The organism is Arthrobacter sp. TJ-240 (assembly GCF_058269195.1).
In genome coordinates, this window is record NZ_JBZCNG010000004.1 from 101983 (window position 1) to 118806 (window position 16824).

The 16824-nt window shown below is 69.3% G+C and carries 15 protein-coding genes; 8 read left to right on the top strand and 7 right to left on the bottom strand.

Annotated features, from left to right (window positions below; translation table 11 throughout):
- Positions 1–4: 4 nt before the first annotated feature.
- Complete coding sequence (locus AC4D2C_RS11455) at positions 5–3298, bottom strand: DEAD/DEAH box helicase (RefSeq protein WP_490914957.1); 3294 nt, start codon at positions 3296–3298, stop codon at positions 5–7.
- Positions 3299–3464: 166 nt separating this feature from the next.
- On the opposite strand from AC4D2C_RS11455, the gene AC4D2C_RS11460 reads away from it, so the two are divergent.
- The gene (locus tag AC4D2C_RS11460) at positions 3465–4766 is read left to right on the top strand and encodes a cation:proton antiporter (protein WP_490914959.1); all 1302 of its coding nucleotides are present in this window, start codon (positions 3465–3467) and stop codon (positions 4764–4766) included.
- A 40-nt stretch (positions 4767–4806) separates the two neighbouring features.
- Here AC4D2C_RS11460 and AC4D2C_RS11465 read toward each other — a convergent pair whose 3' ends face one another.
- Positions 4807–5985 (bottom strand): benzoate/H(+) symporter BenE family transporter, encoded by a 1179-nt coding sequence (locus AC4D2C_RS11465; RefSeq protein WP_490915271.1) that lies wholly within the window; start codon positions 5983–5985, stop codon positions 4807–4809.
- Positions 5982–6143, bottom strand: a complete 162-nt coding sequence (locus AC4D2C_RS11470) for a hypothetical protein (RefSeq protein ID WP_490914961.1) — start codon at positions 6141–6143, stop codon at positions 5982–5984. Before AC4D2C_RS11470 ends, AC4D2C_RS11465 begins: the two co-directional genes overlap by 4 nt.
- Positions 6144–6293: 150 nt before the next feature.
- Here AC4D2C_RS11470 and AC4D2C_RS11475 point away from each other — a divergent pair, with 150 nt between their 5' ends.
- The 5 genes from AC4D2C_RS11475 to AC4D2C_RS11495 all read left to right on the top strand — a co-directional run bounded on the left by AC4D2C_RS11475 (position 6294) and on the right by AC4D2C_RS11495 (position 9158).
- Positions 6294–7283 carry an LLM class flavin-dependent oxidoreductase gene (locus tag AC4D2C_RS11475; RefSeq protein ID WP_490905289.1) on the top strand — a complete coding sequence of 330 codons (990 nt, stop codon included), beginning with the start codon at positions 6294–6296 and terminating at the stop codon, positions 7281–7283.
- A 211-nt stretch (positions 7284–7494) separates the two neighbouring features.
- A complete protein-coding gene (locus tag AC4D2C_RS11480) occupies positions 7495–7698 on the top strand; it encodes a cold-shock protein (protein ID WP_026533290.1) in 204 nt (67 codons plus the stop codon).
- Between the two features lie 88 nt (positions 7699–7786).
- Positions 7787–8245 (top strand): DUF3817 domain-containing protein, encoded by a 459-nt coding sequence (locus AC4D2C_RS11485; protein WP_490905290.1) that lies wholly within the window; start codon positions 7787–7789, stop codon positions 8243–8245.
- A gap of 6 nt (positions 8246–8251) precedes the next feature.
- The gene (locus AC4D2C_RS11490) at positions 8252–8656 is read left to right on the top strand and encodes a 2-polyprenylphenol hydroxylase (protein WP_490914963.1); all 405 of its coding nucleotides are present in this window, start codon (positions 8252–8254) and stop codon (positions 8654–8656) included.
- Positions 8649–9158 (top strand): DUF3253 domain-containing protein, encoded by a 510-nt coding sequence (locus AC4D2C_RS11495; RefSeq protein WP_490914965.1) that lies wholly within the window; start codon positions 8649–8651, stop codon positions 9156–9158. The genes AC4D2C_RS11490 and AC4D2C_RS11495 overlap by 8 nt, the downstream gene beginning before the upstream one ends.
- Before the next feature lie 79 nt (positions 9159–9237).
- On the opposite strand, the gene AC4D2C_RS11500 is transcribed toward AC4D2C_RS11495, so the two are convergent.
- From AC4D2C_RS11500 to AC4D2C_RS11510, 3 genes are read right to left on the bottom strand one after another with little or no spacing between them, the layout of a single operon-like run.
- On the bottom strand, positions 9238–10164 hold the full coding sequence (locus tag AC4D2C_RS11500) for a carbohydrate ABC transporter permease (RefSeq protein ID WP_490914967.1): 927 nt from the start codon (positions 10162–10164) through the stop codon (positions 9238–9240).
- Between the two features lies 1 nt (position 10165).
- On the bottom strand, positions 10166–11131 hold the full coding sequence (locus AC4D2C_RS11505; RefSeq protein WP_490914969.1) for a carbohydrate ABC transporter permease: 966 nt from the start codon (positions 11129–11131) through the stop codon (positions 10166–10168).
- Between the two features lie 15 nt (positions 11132–11146).
- The gene (locus AC4D2C_RS11510) at positions 11147–12475 is read right to left on the bottom strand and encodes an extracellular solute-binding protein (protein ID WP_490914971.1); all 1329 of its coding nucleotides are present in this window, start codon (positions 12473–12475) and stop codon (positions 11147–11149) included.
- A 190-nt stretch (positions 12476–12665) separates the two neighbouring features.
- Between AC4D2C_RS11510 and AC4D2C_RS11515 the strand changes: the two genes are divergently transcribed.
- Positions 12666–13748 carry a LacI family DNA-binding transcriptional regulator gene (locus AC4D2C_RS11515; protein WP_490914973.1) on the top strand — a complete coding sequence of 361 codons (1083 nt, stop codon included), beginning with the start codon at positions 12666–12668 and terminating at the stop codon, positions 13746–13748.
- Between the two features lie 72 nt (positions 13749–13820).
- Positions 13821–15677 carry a glycoside hydrolase family 2 protein gene (locus tag AC4D2C_RS11520; RefSeq protein WP_490914975.1) on the top strand — a complete coding sequence of 619 codons (1857 nt, stop codon included), beginning with the start codon at positions 13821–13823 and terminating at the stop codon, positions 15675–15677.
- Between the two features lie 90 nt (positions 15678–15767).
- Here AC4D2C_RS11520 and AC4D2C_RS11525 read toward each other — a convergent pair whose 3' ends face one another.
- The gene (locus tag AC4D2C_RS11525) at positions 15768–16796 is read right to left on the bottom strand and encodes an isopenicillin N synthase family dioxygenase (protein WP_490914977.1); all 1029 of its coding nucleotides are present in this window, start codon (positions 16794–16796) and stop codon (positions 15768–15770) included.
- Positions 16797–16824 lie beyond the last annotated feature (28 nt).

The following is a 16824-nucleotide window of genomic DNA, read 5'->3' on the forward strand; positions in this document are numbered from 1 at the left end:
CCGGCTACGCCTCCAGCAGGCCCCGGATATCCTCCGCCGTGAGCGCCGAGCTGAAGACGGCGTCGTCGTCCATGACGGACGTGAACAGCTTGGCCTTCTGCTCCTTGAGCTTCATGACCTTCTCCTCGATGGTGCCCTTGGACACCATGCGGTAGACCATGACGTTCTTCGTCTGCCCGATCCGGTGGGTGCGGTCCACGGCCTGCGCCTCGGACGCCGGGTTCCACCACGGGTCCAGCAGGAAGCAGTAGTCCGCCTCGGTCAGGTTGAGGCCGAACCCGCCGGCCTTGAGGCTGATGAGGAAGACGGGCGCGTCGCCGTCCTTGAAGGAGTCGATGACCTCCCCGCGGCTGCGCGTCGAGCCGTCCAGGTAGGCGTACGGGATGCCGCGGGCATCGAGCTGCTCGGCCGCCTTCCTGAGGTAGGACGTGAACTGGCTGAAGACGAGCGCCCGGTGGCCCTCGGCGATGATGCCGTCGAGGTTCTCGAAGAGCACCTCGAGCTTGGCGGAGGGCACACCCTCGTGCTCCGGGTCGACGAGCGAGGCGTCGAGGCTGAGCATGCGCAGGAGCGTCAGGGAGCGGAAGACGATCATCCGGTTGCGGTTCATGTCCTCGATCAGCCCGAGGAGCTTCTGCCGCTCGCGCTGGAGGTACGTCTCGTAGATGTGCCGGTGCTCCGGGTGCAGCTCTACCTCCAGGACCTGCTCCTGCTTGGGCGGGAGATCGGAGGCCACGGCCTCCTTGGTGCGCCGCATCATGAGGGGCCGGATGCGCTTGCGCAGCCGGACGAGCGGCCGGTTGTCGCCGATCTTCTCGATCGGCGTGCGGTAGTCATCGGTGAACTTCCTCGCAGAGGGGAAGAGCCCCGGCGCCACGATGTTGAACATCGACCACAGCTCCATGAGGTTGTTCTCCATGGGCGTGCCGGTGATCGCGAGCTTGAAGGGCGCGTCGAAGTCCTTGGCGGCCTGATGCACCTTGGAGGCGCGGTTCTTCACGAACTGCGCCTCGTCGAGCACGAGACCCGACCACGGAAGGTCCTGGTAGGCGGCGAAATCGAGCCGGAAGAGCGTGTAGGACGTGATGACGATGTCCGCGCCCCGCACCTGGTCGCGGACGGGGATCCCGGAGGCGCCCTGCGTGTCGCCGATGGAGACGACGTCCAGGCCCGGGGCGAAGCGGCGTGCCTCGTTGGACCAGTTGGGCACCACGGAGGTGGGGGCGACGACGAGGAACGGCGCGTCGAGACCGGTGCTCTCCTTCGCGTAGGTCATCAGGGCCAGGGCCTGCAGGGTCTTGCCGAGGCCCATGTCGTCGGCGAGGACCCCGCCGAGCTGGTGCCGCCACAGGAACGCCAGCCAGCTGAACCCCTCGGCCTGGTACGGGCGCATGTCCGCGATGAGGCCCTTCGGTGCCGGGGTCGCCTCGACGTCCTTGAGCTCGAGCAGCCCGCTCACGGCATCCCGCCACGACTGCGCCTGCTCGGTCTCCTCCGCGAGGTCCTCGAACTCCGCCCAGAGGCCCGCCTGGTAGCGGCTGATCTGCAGGCCGGACTCGGGGTCCCACTCGCTCAGCGACCGGGCCTCCTCGATGAGCTCGCGCAGCTGGTCGAAGACGGGCTGCTCGAGGGACAGGTAGGTGTTGTCGACGAGCTTCAGCTTCTTCCGACCCTGGGCGAGGGCCCGGAAGATCGAGTCGAACGGGATGGTGCGCCCGCTCACGGTCACCATCACGCCGAGGTCGAACCAGTCACGATTGTCCGTCTCCACGGTGCTGATGCGCAGTGTGGGCGTCTCCGTCAGTTCGCGGTAGTCGGGCTTCTCGCCCACGACGTGGACGCTCACGCCGTCGAGCTCCGCGAGCTTCGGCAGGACGTCCTCCACGAACTCCACGGCCTGCATGTCCTCGAGCTTCAGGGACTTCAGCGGCACGGGTCCGAGGACCGCGCGGGCTGCGGACGCCAGTGCGTCCTCGGCGTCGGCATCCCGGTAACCGTCGTCGCTGCCGGGTCCGCCCCTGCGGAAGGGCCGGCGCTGCACGGTCTCGCCGAGGGGGTAGTCGAAGTGCCAGTCGAGGGACACGGAGCCGTCGGTGCCGTAGGCGGTGGTCACCACGAGGACCGGCGGCTGGATCTCGGGCAGCTCCACGCTGCCGTCGCTGCTGTCCACCTCGATGGACTGCCGCAGCTTCGGGTAGTACTCCTGCAGGAAGAGGGATCTCTCCTCCTCGGGCACGACGACGGAGCGGCCGCGCTGCAGCAGTTCGATGTCCTTGGGCGTCAGCTTCCGGGCGGTCGGGGCGAGCGTGATGGTGTCATCGGGCGCCACGGTGTAGAGGCCGTGGGTGCTGATGACGTGGGCCGTGTCCGAGGGGTGGGGCCGTCCGTCGATGTCGAGAGCCGGGCGCAGCCGGAGGGAGCCGTCGTCGGTCTCGGTCGCGTCGAGCTTCAGGGTGGCCTGATCGGCGAGCTCGATGGTCACGGATTTCTTGGATCCCACGAAGGCGATCCCGAGACGCTGCGCCTCGTCCAGCAGCTGCCACAGGAGCGGGTTGCTGAAGTCGTCGAGGTACAGCCAGGAGTCGTTGTTGCCGAAGTAGTTCACCCCGGTGCCGCGGTGCAGCGCGGGGAACTGGGAGAACCAGCGGTGCTGCTCGGGGTCGAGCTTCAGCCCGTACGTCTGGTAGCTGATGCTGCCCCAGGACAGGTTGTTCTTGATCCACTTGCCCTTGCCGTTCTGGCTGACCGGCCGCACGCCGAGGCGCGTGTTGAGCGTGCGCTGGCCCTGGCGCTCGGCTGCGGACCCCCACCGCTGGACGGCGACCTCGGGGGTGCGCAGCTCGAACTGCAGCCCGAGGGGCGTCAGCGGAGCGGTGGCGTGCGGGGTGTCGTCCGACCCGAGGAGGTCCAGGAGGGACGCCTGCCACCCCTCCGGCGCCGACGGCCGCGGGGCCGGGCGCGCGCCGAGCTCGCGTTCGTGCTGCGCCAGGAGGCTTTCGGTGTTGCTCTGCAGGGCGGTCGCCGCGACGTGCTTGCAGTCCGCGCCCACCGGGCAGCTGCAGAAGTTCTCGAGCGGGCGGAACCGCCCGTCACCCTTCAACCCCAGGCGGAGCTTGGTCCTGTACTCGGAGGGCGCGCTGCCGCGGACGTGGCCGGTCAGGAGCTTCGCGTCGGCGTCCCAGGCGAGGGAGCTGACGGCGCCGTCCTTGGCGTAGGTCTGCCCGCGCTGGAACGCGGCCCCGCCCACGATCCTGATGATGTCGGTGACATCGACCATGGGGTGGCTGGAATTGGGCATAATTCCATGCTCTCACGCAACGGCGACGCTCTCCTGCACAGACCGCCGCATTCTCCGACGGCGGACCGGTTTCCGCCGTCGCGCCGTATGCCCGCGATCCCTGCCCTACTGTTGGAAAGGGCACTGATGATCGGCAGGGGGCCGGCGGAGACGGAAGAGGGCACGCGTGTTCGAAGCAGCAAGCATCACCTATGCGGCGGCAGGGCTCGCGGTGTTCGCCGCGGCACTCCTGCCCCGGCTGCTCATGCGCGCCCCGGTCTCCATGCCCATGGTGTTCCTGGCCGCCGGAATCCTGGTGTTCAGCTTCTCGCCCGGCCTGCCCGACCCCGATCCGATGCAGTACAGCGACGTCACGATCCACCTCAGCGAGGTCTGCGTCATCGTCTCGCTCATGGGAGCGGGGCTCGCCCTGGACCGCAGGGTGGGCTGGCGCCGCTGGTCGACGACCTGGCGGCTGCTGGGCATCGCGATGCCGCTGTGCATCCTCGTGCTGACCCTGATGGGGATGTGGCTGCTCGGGCTCGGACTGGCCTCGGCGCTGCTGGTCGCCGCCGCGCTGGCCCCGACCGACCCCGTCCTGGCCTCCGAGGTGCAGGTGGGCGAACCGTCCGAATCGGAGGAGGACCTCGAGGCCGAGGACGAGGTGCGCTTCGGCCTGACCTCGGAGGCCGGCCTCAACGACGGCCTTGCGTTCCCCTTCGTCTACCTGGCGATCCTCATCAGCACCGTCGGCACGTCCCCCTCCGCCTGGTTCCCCGAGTGGGCCCTGCTCGACGTCCTGTGGCGCATCATCATCGGGTGCGCCTTCGGATACGGCATAGGTGCGCTGCTGGGCCGCATCTTCTTCCGGGCACCCGTCAGGAGTGTCCGCCTCGCCAACCACTCCGAAGGCTTCGTGGCGCTCGCCGCCACGTTCCTGACCTACGGCGTCACCGAGGCTGTGGAGGGCTACGGCTTCATCGCCGTGTTCGTATGCGCCGTCACCATCCGGGCCGGCGAGCAGACCCACGGCTACCACGGCGTCCTCCACAGCTACATCGAGCAGCTCGAGCGGCTCCTGACCGTGGTCGTGCTGGTCCTGCTGGGCGGCGCCGTGGCACGCGGCCTGTTCGAGGGGCTGCGCCCCCTCGAGGTCGTGGTGGCCGTCGCGTTCATCCTCCTGGTCCGCCCGGTCACGGCCTGGCTGAGTCTCGCCCGCGGCAAGACCGGACCGTGGGAGCGCAGCGTCCTGGCGTTCTTCGGTGTGCGCGGGATCGGCACGGTCTACTACCTCGCCTACGCCCTGTCGAAGGGCGAGTTCACGGGCGACGAGTCGGCGCTGTGGCGTATCGGCGGCCTCGTGATCGTCCTGTCGATCGTGGTGCACGGCATCACCGCCGCGCCGGTCATCAATGCCCTGGACCGTGCCCGGCAGCGGAAGGCGCGTGCGGAGGGCGACGAGACGCAGGCGCCGTCGACGCCGGTCTAGTCCGGATGGGCGAGCCATGGCCGGCGGGTCAGGCAGCGGATCAGGGATGCGCCGTCGGCCGCTCGAGGGTCGCCCGGACCAGCAGTCCGCCGACCAGCGCCCAGAATGCCCCGCCGATGCCGAGGACGGACAGGCCGGATGCCGCCAGGAGGAACGTCACCGCTCCGCTCATGCGGCCCCTTGCATCGCTGAAGGACGCCGTCACTGCCGTGGCCATGGTGCCGATGAGGGCGAGCCCTGCGACCGCCTCCACGAGACCCGCCGGTGCGGCACCGACCACGACGACGAGCGCGCCCGACCCCGCTGCCAGCACCAGGTAGGAGATCCCTGCCGTAAGGGCGGCGACCCAGCGTCGGTCCCTGTCCTCGCCGGCACCCTCACCGGCGGCCAGGGCGGCGGACAGGGCCGCGAGGTTGACGGCATGACCGCCGAACGGCGCGACGACGGCCGTGCCCAGTCCCGTCACAGCGAGCGCCGGCCGCCAGGGCGCGGTGTAGCCGAAGGACGACAGGACGGCGACCCCGGGAAGATTCTGTGACGCCATGGTCACCACGTAGAGCGGCAGGGCGATGCCCACCACGGCCGCGGGATCGAGCACCGGGACGGTGACCGCGACGGACGGGGCGAGCGAGGAGGCGGCGATCACGGTCCCGTCGACGGCGAGCCGGACCCCGATCACGGCCAGCGCCGTGACGAGGGCGAGCGGCACGGCCCAGCGGGGCAGGAGCGCGGACGCGGCCAGCCACACGAGGATGACCGGCAGCACGAGGAGCGGGATGGTGCCGAGCGACTGGAAGGGTGCCAGGCAGAGCGGCAGCAGCACTCCGGCGAGCATGGCCTGCGCGAGGTGCTGGGGGATCCGCGCCACGAGACCACCGAGCCACGGCACGGCGGCCGTCAGCACGATCAGCAGGCCTGTCACGAGGAACGCCCCCACCGCCGCCGGCCACCCGCCGGCAGGCATGGCCGCCCCCGCGAGCAGGGCGGCGCCGGGCGTGGACCAGGACAGGGTGACCGGGATGCGGTAGCGGACGGCCAGCAGCACGATCCCGAGCCCGACGACGGCCGTCAGGGCCAGCAGGCCCGACGCCGCCTGCTCGGGCGTCGCCCCGGTGGCCCGCAGCCCCGCGAGGACCACGGCGAACGACGACGTGAACCCGACGAGCGCGGTGACGATGCCCGCGAGGATCGGCTCCTGCAGGCCGGACTGCCGGTTCAGGCGCCGCGGCCCTGCTCGAGGATGCGCTGCACGGCCTCGAGCTCGTCACTGAGGGACTGCAGCCGGGCCGTGTTCTGCTCCACGGCGAGTTGCCGGACGAGCACGTCCTGGCGTTCGCGGAGTTCGGCTTCGGAGACGGGCTGGTCGCTGTTCGGCATACGCACAGTCTGGCAGAGCGCCGCGCGGCGTGAGCCGCACCACGCGCGGCACCGTTCCCGCCGCTCCGGGAAATAGATGGGCCCGGGCAACCGTTCCCTCAGAAGACCCACGGCATATCCCGCCGCGGTGCTCGATCGGAAGGTGCACCCATGTCCGTCCCCCTGTCCATCCTGGATCTCGCGCAGGTCGCCGAGGGCTCGACGCCGGCTGAGACGTTCGCGTCCAGCGTTTCGCTGGCGCAGCACGCCGAGACCTGGGGATACCGCCGCATCTGGTATGCCGAGCACCACAACATGGGCAGCATCGCGTCCTCGGCCACCAGTGTGCTCATCGCCCACGTCGCCGCGCACACCTCGACCATCCGGCTCGGCTCGGGCGGCGTCATGCTCCCCAACCACTCGCCGCTGACCATCGCCGAGCAGTTCGGCACCCTCGAGAGCCTGCACCCCGGCAGGATCGACCTCGGGCTCGGCCGGGCCCCCGGCAGCGACCAGACCACGGCGCGCGCGCTGCGGCGCGACCCCATGTCCGCCGACAGCTTCCCGCAGGACGTCCTGGAACTGCAGGGCTACCTGACCGGCGACACGCGCGTCCCCGGCGTCCAGGCCACCCCCGGCAAGGGCACCAACGTGCCGCTGTACATCCTCGGCTCGTCGCTCTTCGGCGCCCGGCTCGCCGCGGCCCTCGGCCTCCCGTTCGCCTTCGCGTCCCACTTCGCCCCGCAGGCACTGCAGGACGCCGCCTCGATCTACCGTCGCGAGTTCAGGCCCTCCGCGCAGTCGGAGAAGCCGCATTTCATCGCCGGGGTCAACGTCATCGCGTCCGACACCGCGAGCGATGCGCACCACGAGTTCCACGAGGCCATGCTGCGCCGCGTGACCCTGCTCCTCGGGCGTGGCCAGACCTTCACCCGGGAAGAGTCCGAGGCGATCCTCGCATCCCCCGGAGGCCAGCAGATGGCGGACATGGCGCGCTACAGCGCCGTGGGGACGCCCGAGGTGGTCCGGGACTACCTGGAGCGCTTCGCGGCCCAGATCGGGGCGGACGAACTCATCGTGGCGACCCAGGCAGGCTCCACCGAGACGTGGCTCCGGTCCTTCGAACTGCTGGCCGGCGCCATGCTCCCCGTGACGGTCTGAAGGTCACGGAACGAAGAGAGTTGGAACTCCTGCTTGCCATTACCCTCCCGGGTTTGGTTTAGTGGGACGCAGTTGTAGTGTTGCGCATTTGTATTTCGCACGGCCTGGCCCTTGCGGGGTAGGCCGCGTCTCTGAAAGAGCGGACAAGCACGCCGCGACTGGGGCATTCCGAAAGTCGGAGTGCGTCTGATTTTCAGAAGGATGAAAAATAATGGCAACAGGTACCGTGAAGTGGTTCAACGCTGAAAAGGGCTTTGGATTCATTGCTCCCGACGACGGAAGCGCAGACGTGTTCGCACACTTCTCCGCCATCAACGCAAGCGGCTACCGCTCGCTTGATGAGAACCAGAAGGTCAGCTTCGACACCGAGCAGGGCCCCAAGGGTCCTCAGGCGTCGAACATCCAGCCCCTCTAGGGTTCGGATCTTCTACTAGATCTTCCTTGACGAAGCAGGTCGGACCCCGGTCCGGCCTGCTTCTTCTTTCTCCGACCAGGAGCTCCCCATGAATCCCCGCACGCTGTTCCGCCTCGTCGCCGTCGCAGAGGCGGTGACCTGGGCCTTCCTGCTGCTGGGCATGTTCCTCAAGTACGTCACACGCTCCACCGAGGCGCTCGTGCCGCCGGCCGGCGCCGTCCACGGGTTCGTGTTCCTCTGCTTCGTCGTGACCCTCGTGTTCGTCTGGATCAACCAGCGCTGGTCGCCGGCCACGGGCCTGCTCGGGCTGGCCTCCGCGATCGTGCCGTTCGCCACGGTCCCGTACGAGTGGTGGATCGAGCGCCGCGGACAGCTCGCCGGCGCGTGGCGGCTCGCCCCCGGCGCGGAGACACCCCGCAACCCCCTCGAGAGGGTGCAGGCGTGGGTGCTGCGGAGCCCGATCGCGGCCCTGCTCGTCGCGGTCGTCGGGATCTCCGTGGTCTTCTCCGTCCTGCTGCTCGTCGGGCCTCCCGGATCCTCGAGCTGAGGCGTCGTGGCTGACCTCGCGGACACCGGCGACGACGAGCGGTTCTTCCTCCACAGCGGGCGCCGCTGGCGGAAGACCGACCCCTCGCTGCCCGAGGACGTCAGGAAGCGCCTGATGTCCCACCTCGGGCGCGGCCGCTCGGGCGTGCGCAACAGCGCCAGGGGCGACGACGGCGCAGCACTCCCGCGCGCCCGGCGCACCGTGCAGCTGGCGAAGGAGGGCCTCGGCGAACGGGGGACTCCGTGGTGGGAGCAGTCGGCGGCGGAACGCACGGCGCGGTGGAGTGCCGCCCTCGAGGAACTCGACGCGCTGCAGGCGAAGCGGTCGGCGCCACGGCAGGACGACACCGGCCGGCCCCCGACAGGCGCTCCGTCCCACGACGCGGCCGGCCCGCACTCCGACGGTGTCTGAGCGGCCCGAGGAGCTGCGCGGCGGCAACGACGCGCCGCCCGCGGACCGCAGGCCGTCCGACGCCGAGCTGCGCACCGAGATCCTTCGCATCGCGGAGCTCCGGGGAAGCGGCAAGACGCTGTGCCCGTCCGATGCCGCCCGCAGCATCGGCGGAGACGCCTGGCGGAACCTCATGCCGGCGGCACGCCGCATCGCGTTCGAGCTCGCAGCCGAAGGGCTGGTGGACGTGACCCAGCACGGCGACCGCGTGGAGCCCGGCGTCCGCGGCCCCATCCGCATCGGCCGGATCGGCCGGTCCGCGAGCGACGCCGAGGACCTGCCCGCCGTGGGCGCCCCGGCGCTGCGTGCCCTGCACGAGGCGGGCTACCGCACAATGGCGGACCTCGAGGGGATCCCGGAGGAGGACCCGGCGGATCTGCACGGCGTCGGTCCGAAGGCCGTGCGGCTCCTCCGCGAGGAACACGAGCGCAGGAACCCACCGGCGCCGGGAGATCCCCGGTGATCACGACGACGAACGACGGCGCCCCCCCCCCCCCCCGGAGGAGGCGCCGTCGTTCAGTGCTGTGCGGGGAGGCCCGGCGTTACTGGCCGCCGAGGCCCGAGGTGGCGAAGCCCTTGACGATCTGGCGCTGGAAGATCATGAACACGATCAGCAGCGGCAGGGCCGCGAGGATGGCGCTCGCCATGGTCTGCGCGTACTGCACGCCGAACGCGTTCCGGATCGTGGCAAGGCCCACGGGCAGCGTCAGCAGATCCGGGTTGTTGATGACGATGAACGGCCACAGGAAGTTGTTCCAGGCGCCGATGAACACGAAGATCGAGACCGCGATCAGGATGGGGCGCGAGAGCGGCAGCACGATCGTCAGGAACGTCCGGAACCGTGAGGCGCCGTCGAGCCGCGCGGCCTCCTCGAGTTCGATGGGCACCGTGTCGAAGAAGTTCTTGAGGATGAACACCATCATGGGCGCCACGATCTGGGGGAGGATGATGCCCGGGTACGTGTCGATGAGCCGCAGGGCGTTCATCTGCTGGAACAGGGGCACGATCAGGATCTGGCCGGGCACCATGATCGAGGCGATCGTGACGGCGTAGAGCCACTTGCGGCCACGGAAGGTGGTGCGCGAGAAGCCGTATGCCGCGAGGGCCGAGATGGTCACGGTCAGCACCGTGACCGCCACGGAGACGAGGAACGAGTTCATCATCCAGATGGGGACGTCGCCCGCGGCGATGACGGCACTGTAGGACTCGAGCGTCAGGCCCTCCCGCGGGAGGATCGCGAAATCCGCGTTGGACGCGTCCGACTCCTTCTTGAGCGAGGTCAGGATGGCCCAGAAGAGGGGGATGAGCCAGAGGGCTGCGGCGATGACGAGGGCGATGATGCCGGCGGCCAGGACACCCTTGTTCTTGCCGACGGTCGCGGCGAGCGTCTTGTTGCGCTCGTTGCGCGTCTCGTCGGCCTTCGCGAGGGGTCGGGCCGACGTCGGGGTCGGAGTCACGGTCGAGGACATGTCAGGCCGACTTTCTGTTCATGACGCGGAGCTGGACGATGGAGATGACGATGATGAGGGCGAAGAACAGGTACGAGATCGCCGAGGCGTAGCCGAGGCGGTAGCCGGTGAAGCCGACGTCGTAGATGTACTCGAGCACCGACCGCGTGGCACCGTTGGGCCCGCCGTTGGTGAGCAGGAAGATCTGTTCGAAGACCTTCAGCGACGCCAGGACCTGGAGGGCGATGATCATGATGGTGGTGCGGTTGATCATCGGGATGGTGATGGAGAACAGCCGGCGCCAGGGTCCGGCACCGTCGATCGACGCGGCCTCGTACAGGTGGTCCGGGATGTTGTTGAGCGCGCTCAGGTACAGCAGGAAGTTGAACCCGAGGGTCCACCAGACGGTGAGGATGACCACGGAGAACATTGCCAGGCTCGGCTCGCTGAGGAACGGGATCTGCGCGAATCCGGCGCGCAGCAGGAGTCCGTTGAAGAGGCCGAAGTCCGGCTGGAACATCCACTGCCAGATCGCGACCGCCACGGAGACGGGCAGCAGGTAGGGCGCGAAGAAGGACAGGCGCCACAGCCACTGACCCGGCAGCCCGATGTACACGAGATAGGCGAGGACGAAGGACAGCACCACGAGCGGCACGACGGTGAGGAGCGTGAAGATCACGGTGTTGCCGAGCGCCTGCCACAGGGCGGCGTCTCCCAGGGCCTCGGAGTAGTTGTCGAAACCGGCGAACTCGGACCCGCTGCCGGTGAGGCTCTGGTTGGTGAAGGACATCCACAGGCCGGAGAGGATCGGCCAGATCAGGAATATCGCGAACGCGGCCGTGAAGGGCAGCACGAACCAGACGCCGCTGCGGCCCTGGATGCTGCGCTCACGGGCGCTCTTGCTGCGGGAAGGGGAAGGCGGGCCGGACGAGGCGCCACTCGTGGTGGCGGGTGCCTGCGCCTGGTTGCTGCTGGTCAGGGAACTCATGGCGGTGCCTCAGTCCTACGTCGGGTTCGGAGCGAGCAGCATCGCGTCGATGCGGCTGAGCAGGGAGTCGATGGCTGCGTCGGGGGTCACGTCCCCGGTGAAAGCGCCGGTGAGCACCTGGCTCATCTGGTTCTGGAACTCGGTGCCCGCCCCCGCGAACCACACGGCGGGGTCGAACACCGGGTTGTCGCCGGCGCTGGCGTATTCGGTCTGCGGGGTGAGCGCGGCGTACTCCGGGGTGTCCCGGATGGGTGCATAGGCCGGGATGTGACCGGCCCCGGCCCAGGTGCCGCTCTGCTTGAGGATCCCTGCCACCAGCTCGTACGTCCGCCGGGTGGTCTCCGGATCGCGCTCGAGCTGCCGGGGGAGGACCCACGCGTGCGAGTCGGCGTAGGAGGCCGGGGTGCCGAACATCGTCGGCATCGGCACCGCACCCAGGTTCGGGATGGCCTCCGCGAAAGCCGGGAGCTCCCACTCGCCGGAGAAGATCATGCCGGTCTGCCCGGAGGTGAAGGCCGAGATGGCGCCGGGGTAGTTCTGCGTGGCCGCCATCGCCTTGCCGTCCATGAGGCGGACGACGAACTCGATGACCTCGCGGGCCTTGTCCCGGTCGATCGACGCCGGGCTGCCCACGCTGATCGTGTAGTCGCCGCCGGTCTGGCCGTAGAGTCCCCAGAAGAGGCGCCAGGACTGCCCGGTGTCGGTGACGTGGCCGAAGGAGATGCCCTGGGCGCCGGTGGCCTCGGCCATCCTGGTGCCGGCATCGATCATCGCGTCCGGGGTCTCGATCGGTGTGAGGTTGCCGTCGGCGCCGAGCAGGCCCGCGGTCTTCGCGAGGTCCTTGTTGTAGAAGAGGATGAACGGGTGCGTGTCCAGCGGCACCGCGTACAGCTTCCCGTCGTACTGGCAGCTCTCCCACACCGCGGGAGCGAAGTCATCTTCCCGGATGCCCTGCTCGGCGAGCAGGTCGAGGTCGAAGGGCTCCAACAGGCCGCCGGGCGCGTACCCTGCGAGCCGCGAGACGTGCATGATCGCTGTCTGCGGCGCCTTGCCGCTCGCCGAGGACATGGCGAGCTTGGTGTAGTAGGGCGAACCCCAGGCGAGTGTGACGGCCCTGACCGAGAGGCCGGAGACCGAGGTCCTCACCTCATCGATCATCGAGCGCATCTTGACGCCGTCCGCACCCTGGAACAGGTCCCAGAGCTGCACCCCGCCGGGGGCGGTCGCGGAGGTGGAGCAGCCCGCCAGGGATCCGCCGGCGGCCAGAAGCCCTCCCGCGCCGAGGAATCCCTGGAGGATGGAGCGCCGGGATACCGGTGTCCTGAAAGTGGGATCGTGTCCCATCGAGTGTCCTTCCCGTCAGCCCGGCACGGAGCGATGGGCCGAACTTCATTGTTCCTGCGGAGGTACCACATTAAAAATCTAACGTTGTAAAAAATATGGGCGCTAGCGCCGACCTTGTCAACACCCTTATGGTCCCACGTGGCTCCGGTGGCATGATCGGAGAACGACGACGACGAGGGGGAAATCCGGGATGGACAATTCGCCGGAGATGGAGCAGGGCGTGCCCGAGGAAGCGGGGGCGGCGGGGGCGGTCCAGGCGCCGTCGCGCCGTCGCCCCGTCAGCGTGAAGGACGTCGCCGCACGCGCCGGTGTCTCCTGGAAGACCGTCTCCAACGTGGTGCACCGGAAGGCGCACGTGAAGCCGGCCCTCCGCGAGCGCGTGGAGCAGGCCATCATCGAGCTCGACTACCGGCCGAACCTCGCGGGACGGCAGTTGCGTCAGGGCTCGAGCAAGGCCCTCGTCCTCGCCCTGCCGGACATCCGCTCGCCGTACTTCAGCACCCTCGCGCACGAGGTCATCCGGAGTTGCCGCGCCCTCGGCTACTCCACCACGGTGGAGGAGATCGGTATGGACGTCGCCGACGAGCGCCGCGTCCTGGAGGGCTACCGGGACAGACTGATCGACGGCATCATCTACAGTCCCCAGAGGGTGGCCCCGGAAGAGGTGTTGGCGCGTCGTGACACGACGCCGCTGGTCCTGCTGGGGGAGCGCCTCGTCGACTCGGGCCTGCCGCACGTCGCGATCGACAACCGCGGGTCCGGGAACGTGCTCACGCGCCACCTCATCGACAGCGGGCGACGGCACCTGGCCTTCTTCGGTTCGCAGACCTCGTTCGGGGAGGGCGCGGCCCAGTTGCGCGTGCACGGTTTCCTCGATGCGCTCGCCGAGGCGTCGCTCGAGGCGCCCGCCGAGCTGCGGCTGGCGGCGGTCGACTTCACGCGGGAGGAGGGGGAGCGTCTCGCCCACCGACTCCTCGACCTGGGCCTGCCGTGCGACGGCGTGGTCTGCGGCAACGACCTCCTGGCCGTCGGTGCACTGCGCGCCTTCCGGTCGCGTGGCATCTCGGTGCCCGGGGACATCGCTGTCGCGGGGTGGGACGACATCCCGGAGGCGTCCTTCGGCTTCCCGTCGCTGACCACGATCGCGCCGGACATAGCGCAGATCGCCGCCGTCGCCAGCGCGTTGCTGGTCGCCGAGATCGAGGGGACGCGCGACGGCGACGCCGAGACCGAGGCGGGCTACGTACTCCGTGTGCGGGAGTCGGCGCCCTAGTTTTACAACGTTGCATTTCTGGGTCTTCTGGGCTTCACTGGAAGTACCACGCTTTTCGATCCAGGAGTTCCGATGCCGCACAGCGATCCCGCCGTCATCCCGTCCACGGTGCCCAGGCCCGAGCACCCCCGGCCCCAGTTCGTGCGCCAGGACTGGCTGAACCTGAACGGTATGTGGCAGTTCGAGATCGACGCCGGGGATTCCGGCCTCGAGCGAGGCGTCGCCGGCCGCGAGCTCGGCGGCGAGATCCTCGTGCCGTTCGCGCCCGAGAGTCGCCTGTCCGGCATCGAGCACGTCGACTTCATGGAGGCCGTCTGGTACCGGCGCACCGTCACCATCCCGGCGGCATGGGCCGGCAGGAAGGCGCTGCTGCACTTCGGTGCCGTGGACCACGACGCGACCGTGTGGGTGAACGGCGTCGAGGTGGCCCGACACCGCGGCGGGTTCACCCCCTTCACGGCCGACCTCTCGGGCGTGGCGGCCCCCGGGGAGGAAGCCCTCATCGTGGTCCGTGCGAGGGATTCACGCCACGGCATGCAGGCCCGCGGCAAGCAGGCCACCTGGTACGACAACACGCACTGCCAGTACACCCGCACCACGGGCATCTGGCAGACCGTCTGGCTCGAGGCCGTACCCGAGGTGAGCATCCGGCGCCTGCAGATGGTGCCCAACCTGGCCGCGCGCAGCATCCGCCTCACCGTCCCCGTGACCAACAACCGCCCCGGACAGACGGTCCGGGCCACGCTCGCGGACGCCCAGGGCACCGTCGTCGTCGCGGGCATCGCCGCCGACCTGGACCTCGCGCCCGAACTGCAGCTCGTGATCCCGGAGGACCGATTCGTGCCCTGGTCCATCGGGACGCCGCATCTCTACGACCTCACGGTGGAGTTGCTCGACGCCGACGGCGCGCCCGTCGACACCGTGCTCAGTTACGCTGCGGTGCGCTCGGTGGCGCTCGACGGGAAGAAGGTGCTCATCAACGGCGAGGTGGTGTTCCAGAAGCTCATCCTCGACCAGGGCTACTGGGAGGACTCCCTCATGACGGCCCCCGACGAGGCCGCGCTGCTCAAGGACATCCAGCTGTCCATGGAGGCGGGCTTCAACGGTGCACGCCTGCATGAGAAGGTGTTCGAGGAGCGCTTCCTCTACCACGCGGACCGTCTCGGCTACCTGGTGTGGGGCGAGTTCGGCGACTGGGGCGTCTCCGGTGCCGGCACCGTGGGCCACAACCAGGCGCCGACGGCGAGCTTCATCACGCAGTGGCTCGAGGCCCTGCAGCGCGACTTCAACCACCCGGCGATCATCGGGTGGTGCCCGCTGAACGAGACGCACCAGAAGCTGCACGACCGCATCACGGTGCTCGACGACGTCACCCACGGCATGTTCCTCGCGACCAAGCTCGCGGACCCCACCCGGCCCGTGATCGACGCCAGCGGCTACTCGCACCGCGTCGCCACCACGGACATCTACGACTCGCACTCCTACGAGCAGGACGCCGCGGCATTCGCCCTCGAGCAGGGCGGGCTCGGGGAGGGCAGGCCCTACGTGAACCGGAACCACGCCGACGAGGACTACTCGGTGCCCTACAACGGGCAGCCCTTCTTCATCTCCGAGTTCGGCGGCATCTGGTGGAACGCCGAGGAGGCCGCCGCCGCGGTCTCCGGCGACGACGAGTCCGAGTCGTGGGGCTACGGCCAGCGGGTGGCGAACGAGGAGGACCTCTACCACCGGTTCGAGGGCCTCTGCACGGTGCTGCTCGACAACCCCGACATGTTCGGTTACTGCTACACGCAGCTGACCGACACGTTCCAGGAGAAGAACGGCATCTACAACTTCGACCGGACCTCCAAGCTCGACATCCCCCGGATCCGTGCGATCCAGGACCGGGTGGCCGCCATCGAGCTCGCCGCCCAGAAGGCCGACGCCTAGCAGTACCCGAGAAGACCCGTACGGAGACGACGGCGGCACCCGGATGGGTGCCGCCGTCGTCTGTGCTTCGAGGGGCCGACGCCCGGGTGCCTACTTCCGGGCCAGCTCCGGGTAGTGGATCTCGGTGACGTCCGGGTGGGCGCGGAGGCGGCCCTTGAGCATGTTCGAGCCGTAGGAGGACAGCATGGGGTTGTCGGGGTCGTCCGACAGGCCGCGGGCTGCAGCCTTCAGGTCCTCGGCGAGGGGCACCGGCTTGATCACGGCATCGAGACGGGGCGACCAGAAGAACGGGACGGCGTAACGGTCCACTCCGGGCGCAGGCGCGGTGACGCGGTGGATGGTCGCCGCGAGGTAGCCCTCGGTGGCGACCTCGAGCATCTCGCCCAGGTTGACCACGAGCGCGCCGGGGATCGGCGTGACGGGTACCCATTCGCTCGCACTGTGGGGGAGGACCTCGAGGCCGCCGACCTCGTCCTGCAGCAGGAGGGTCACGAACCCGTAGTCGGCGTGCGCGCCGACGCCCTGGGAGCCGGCACCCTCGACGACGCCGCCCACGTAGTGGACGAGCTTGGCCATCCAGGCCGGGCTCCCCTCGAAGGGTTCGGCGAAGTAGTCCTCGGGCAGGCGGAGGGCGACGGCGATGGCGGAGAGCAGCTCGGCGCCGACCGTTGACATCAGGCCCGCCCACGCCATGGCCTGCTCCTCGAGCCCGGGCAGGGACTGCCGGGGCCAGAGGTTGGGCCCCTGGAGCAGCCAGAAGGGCTCGTCGGCCGGGTAGTCGGCAACCGGCTCGCGCTCGGGGGAGAAGTCGATCTGCTCGCGGGCGTCGGGGCGTCCGCGCGTGATCTCGGTGCCGAGGCCTGCGTACCCGCGGAAGTGGGGGCTCGTGCGGTTGTGGAGCTTCAGTCGCTCCTCGAGCGGGAGGTCGAAGAAGCGGCGCGTGATGGAGAACAGGTCGTCCACCTGGGTGGGGGCGGCGCCGTAGTTGATGACATGGAAGAAGCCGACGGTGTGGGCTGCTTCGCGCAGTTCGTCGATGAACGCGGGGTTGAAGGAGCCATCGGCGGAACGTGCGGTACTGAGGTCAAGGGTGGGGATCGATCCCGGAGAGTGCTGCATGCGCAGGACGTTACGCCCGTTGAAAAGG

Bases quoted from the DNA above. Each gene is read 5' to 3' on its own strand.
- AC4D2C_RS11475 (WP_490905289.1), top strand. From the start codon at position 6,294: ATGTCCGTCCCCCTGTCCATCCTGGATCTCGCGCAGGTCGCCGAGGGC.
- AC4D2C_RS11485 (WP_490905290.1), top strand. From the start codon at position 7,787: ATGAATCCCCGCACGCTGTTCCGCCTCGTCGCCGTCGCAGAGGCGGTG.
- AC4D2C_RS11470 (WP_490914961.1), bottom strand. From the start codon at position 6,143: ATGCCGAACAGCGACCAGCCCGTCTCCGAAGCCGAACTCCGCGAACGC.
- AC4D2C_RS11515 (WP_490914973.1), top strand. From the start codon at position 12,666: ATGGACAATTCGCCGGAGATGGAGCAGGGCGTGCCCGAGGAAGCGGGG.
- AC4D2C_RS11455 (WP_490914957.1), bottom strand. From the start codon at position 3,298: ATGCCCAATTCCAGCCACCCCATGGTCGATGTCACCGACATCATCAGG.
- AC4D2C_RS11525 (WP_490914977.1), bottom strand. From the start codon at position 16,796: ATGCAGCACTCTCCGGGATCGATCCCCACCCTTGACCTCAGTACCGCA.
- AC4D2C_RS11480 (WP_026533290.1), top strand. From the start codon at position 7,495: ATGGCAACAGGTACCGTGAAGTGGTTCAACGCTGAAAAGGGCTTTGGA.
- AC4D2C_RS11500 (WP_490914967.1), bottom strand. From the start codon at position 10,164: ATGTCCTCGACCGTGACTCCGACCCCGACGTCGGCCCGACCCCTCGCG.
- AC4D2C_RS11510 (WP_490914971.1), bottom strand. From the start codon at position 12,475: ATGGGACACGATCCCACTTTCAGGACACCGGTATCCCGGCGCTCCATC.
- AC4D2C_RS11520 (WP_490914975.1), top strand. From the start codon at position 13,821: ATGCCGCACAGCGATCCCGCCGTCATCCCGTCCACGGTGCCCAGGCCC.
- AC4D2C_RS11505 (WP_490914969.1), bottom strand. From the start codon at position 11,131: ATGAGTTCCCTGACCAGCAGCAACCAGGCGCAGGCACCCGCCACCACG.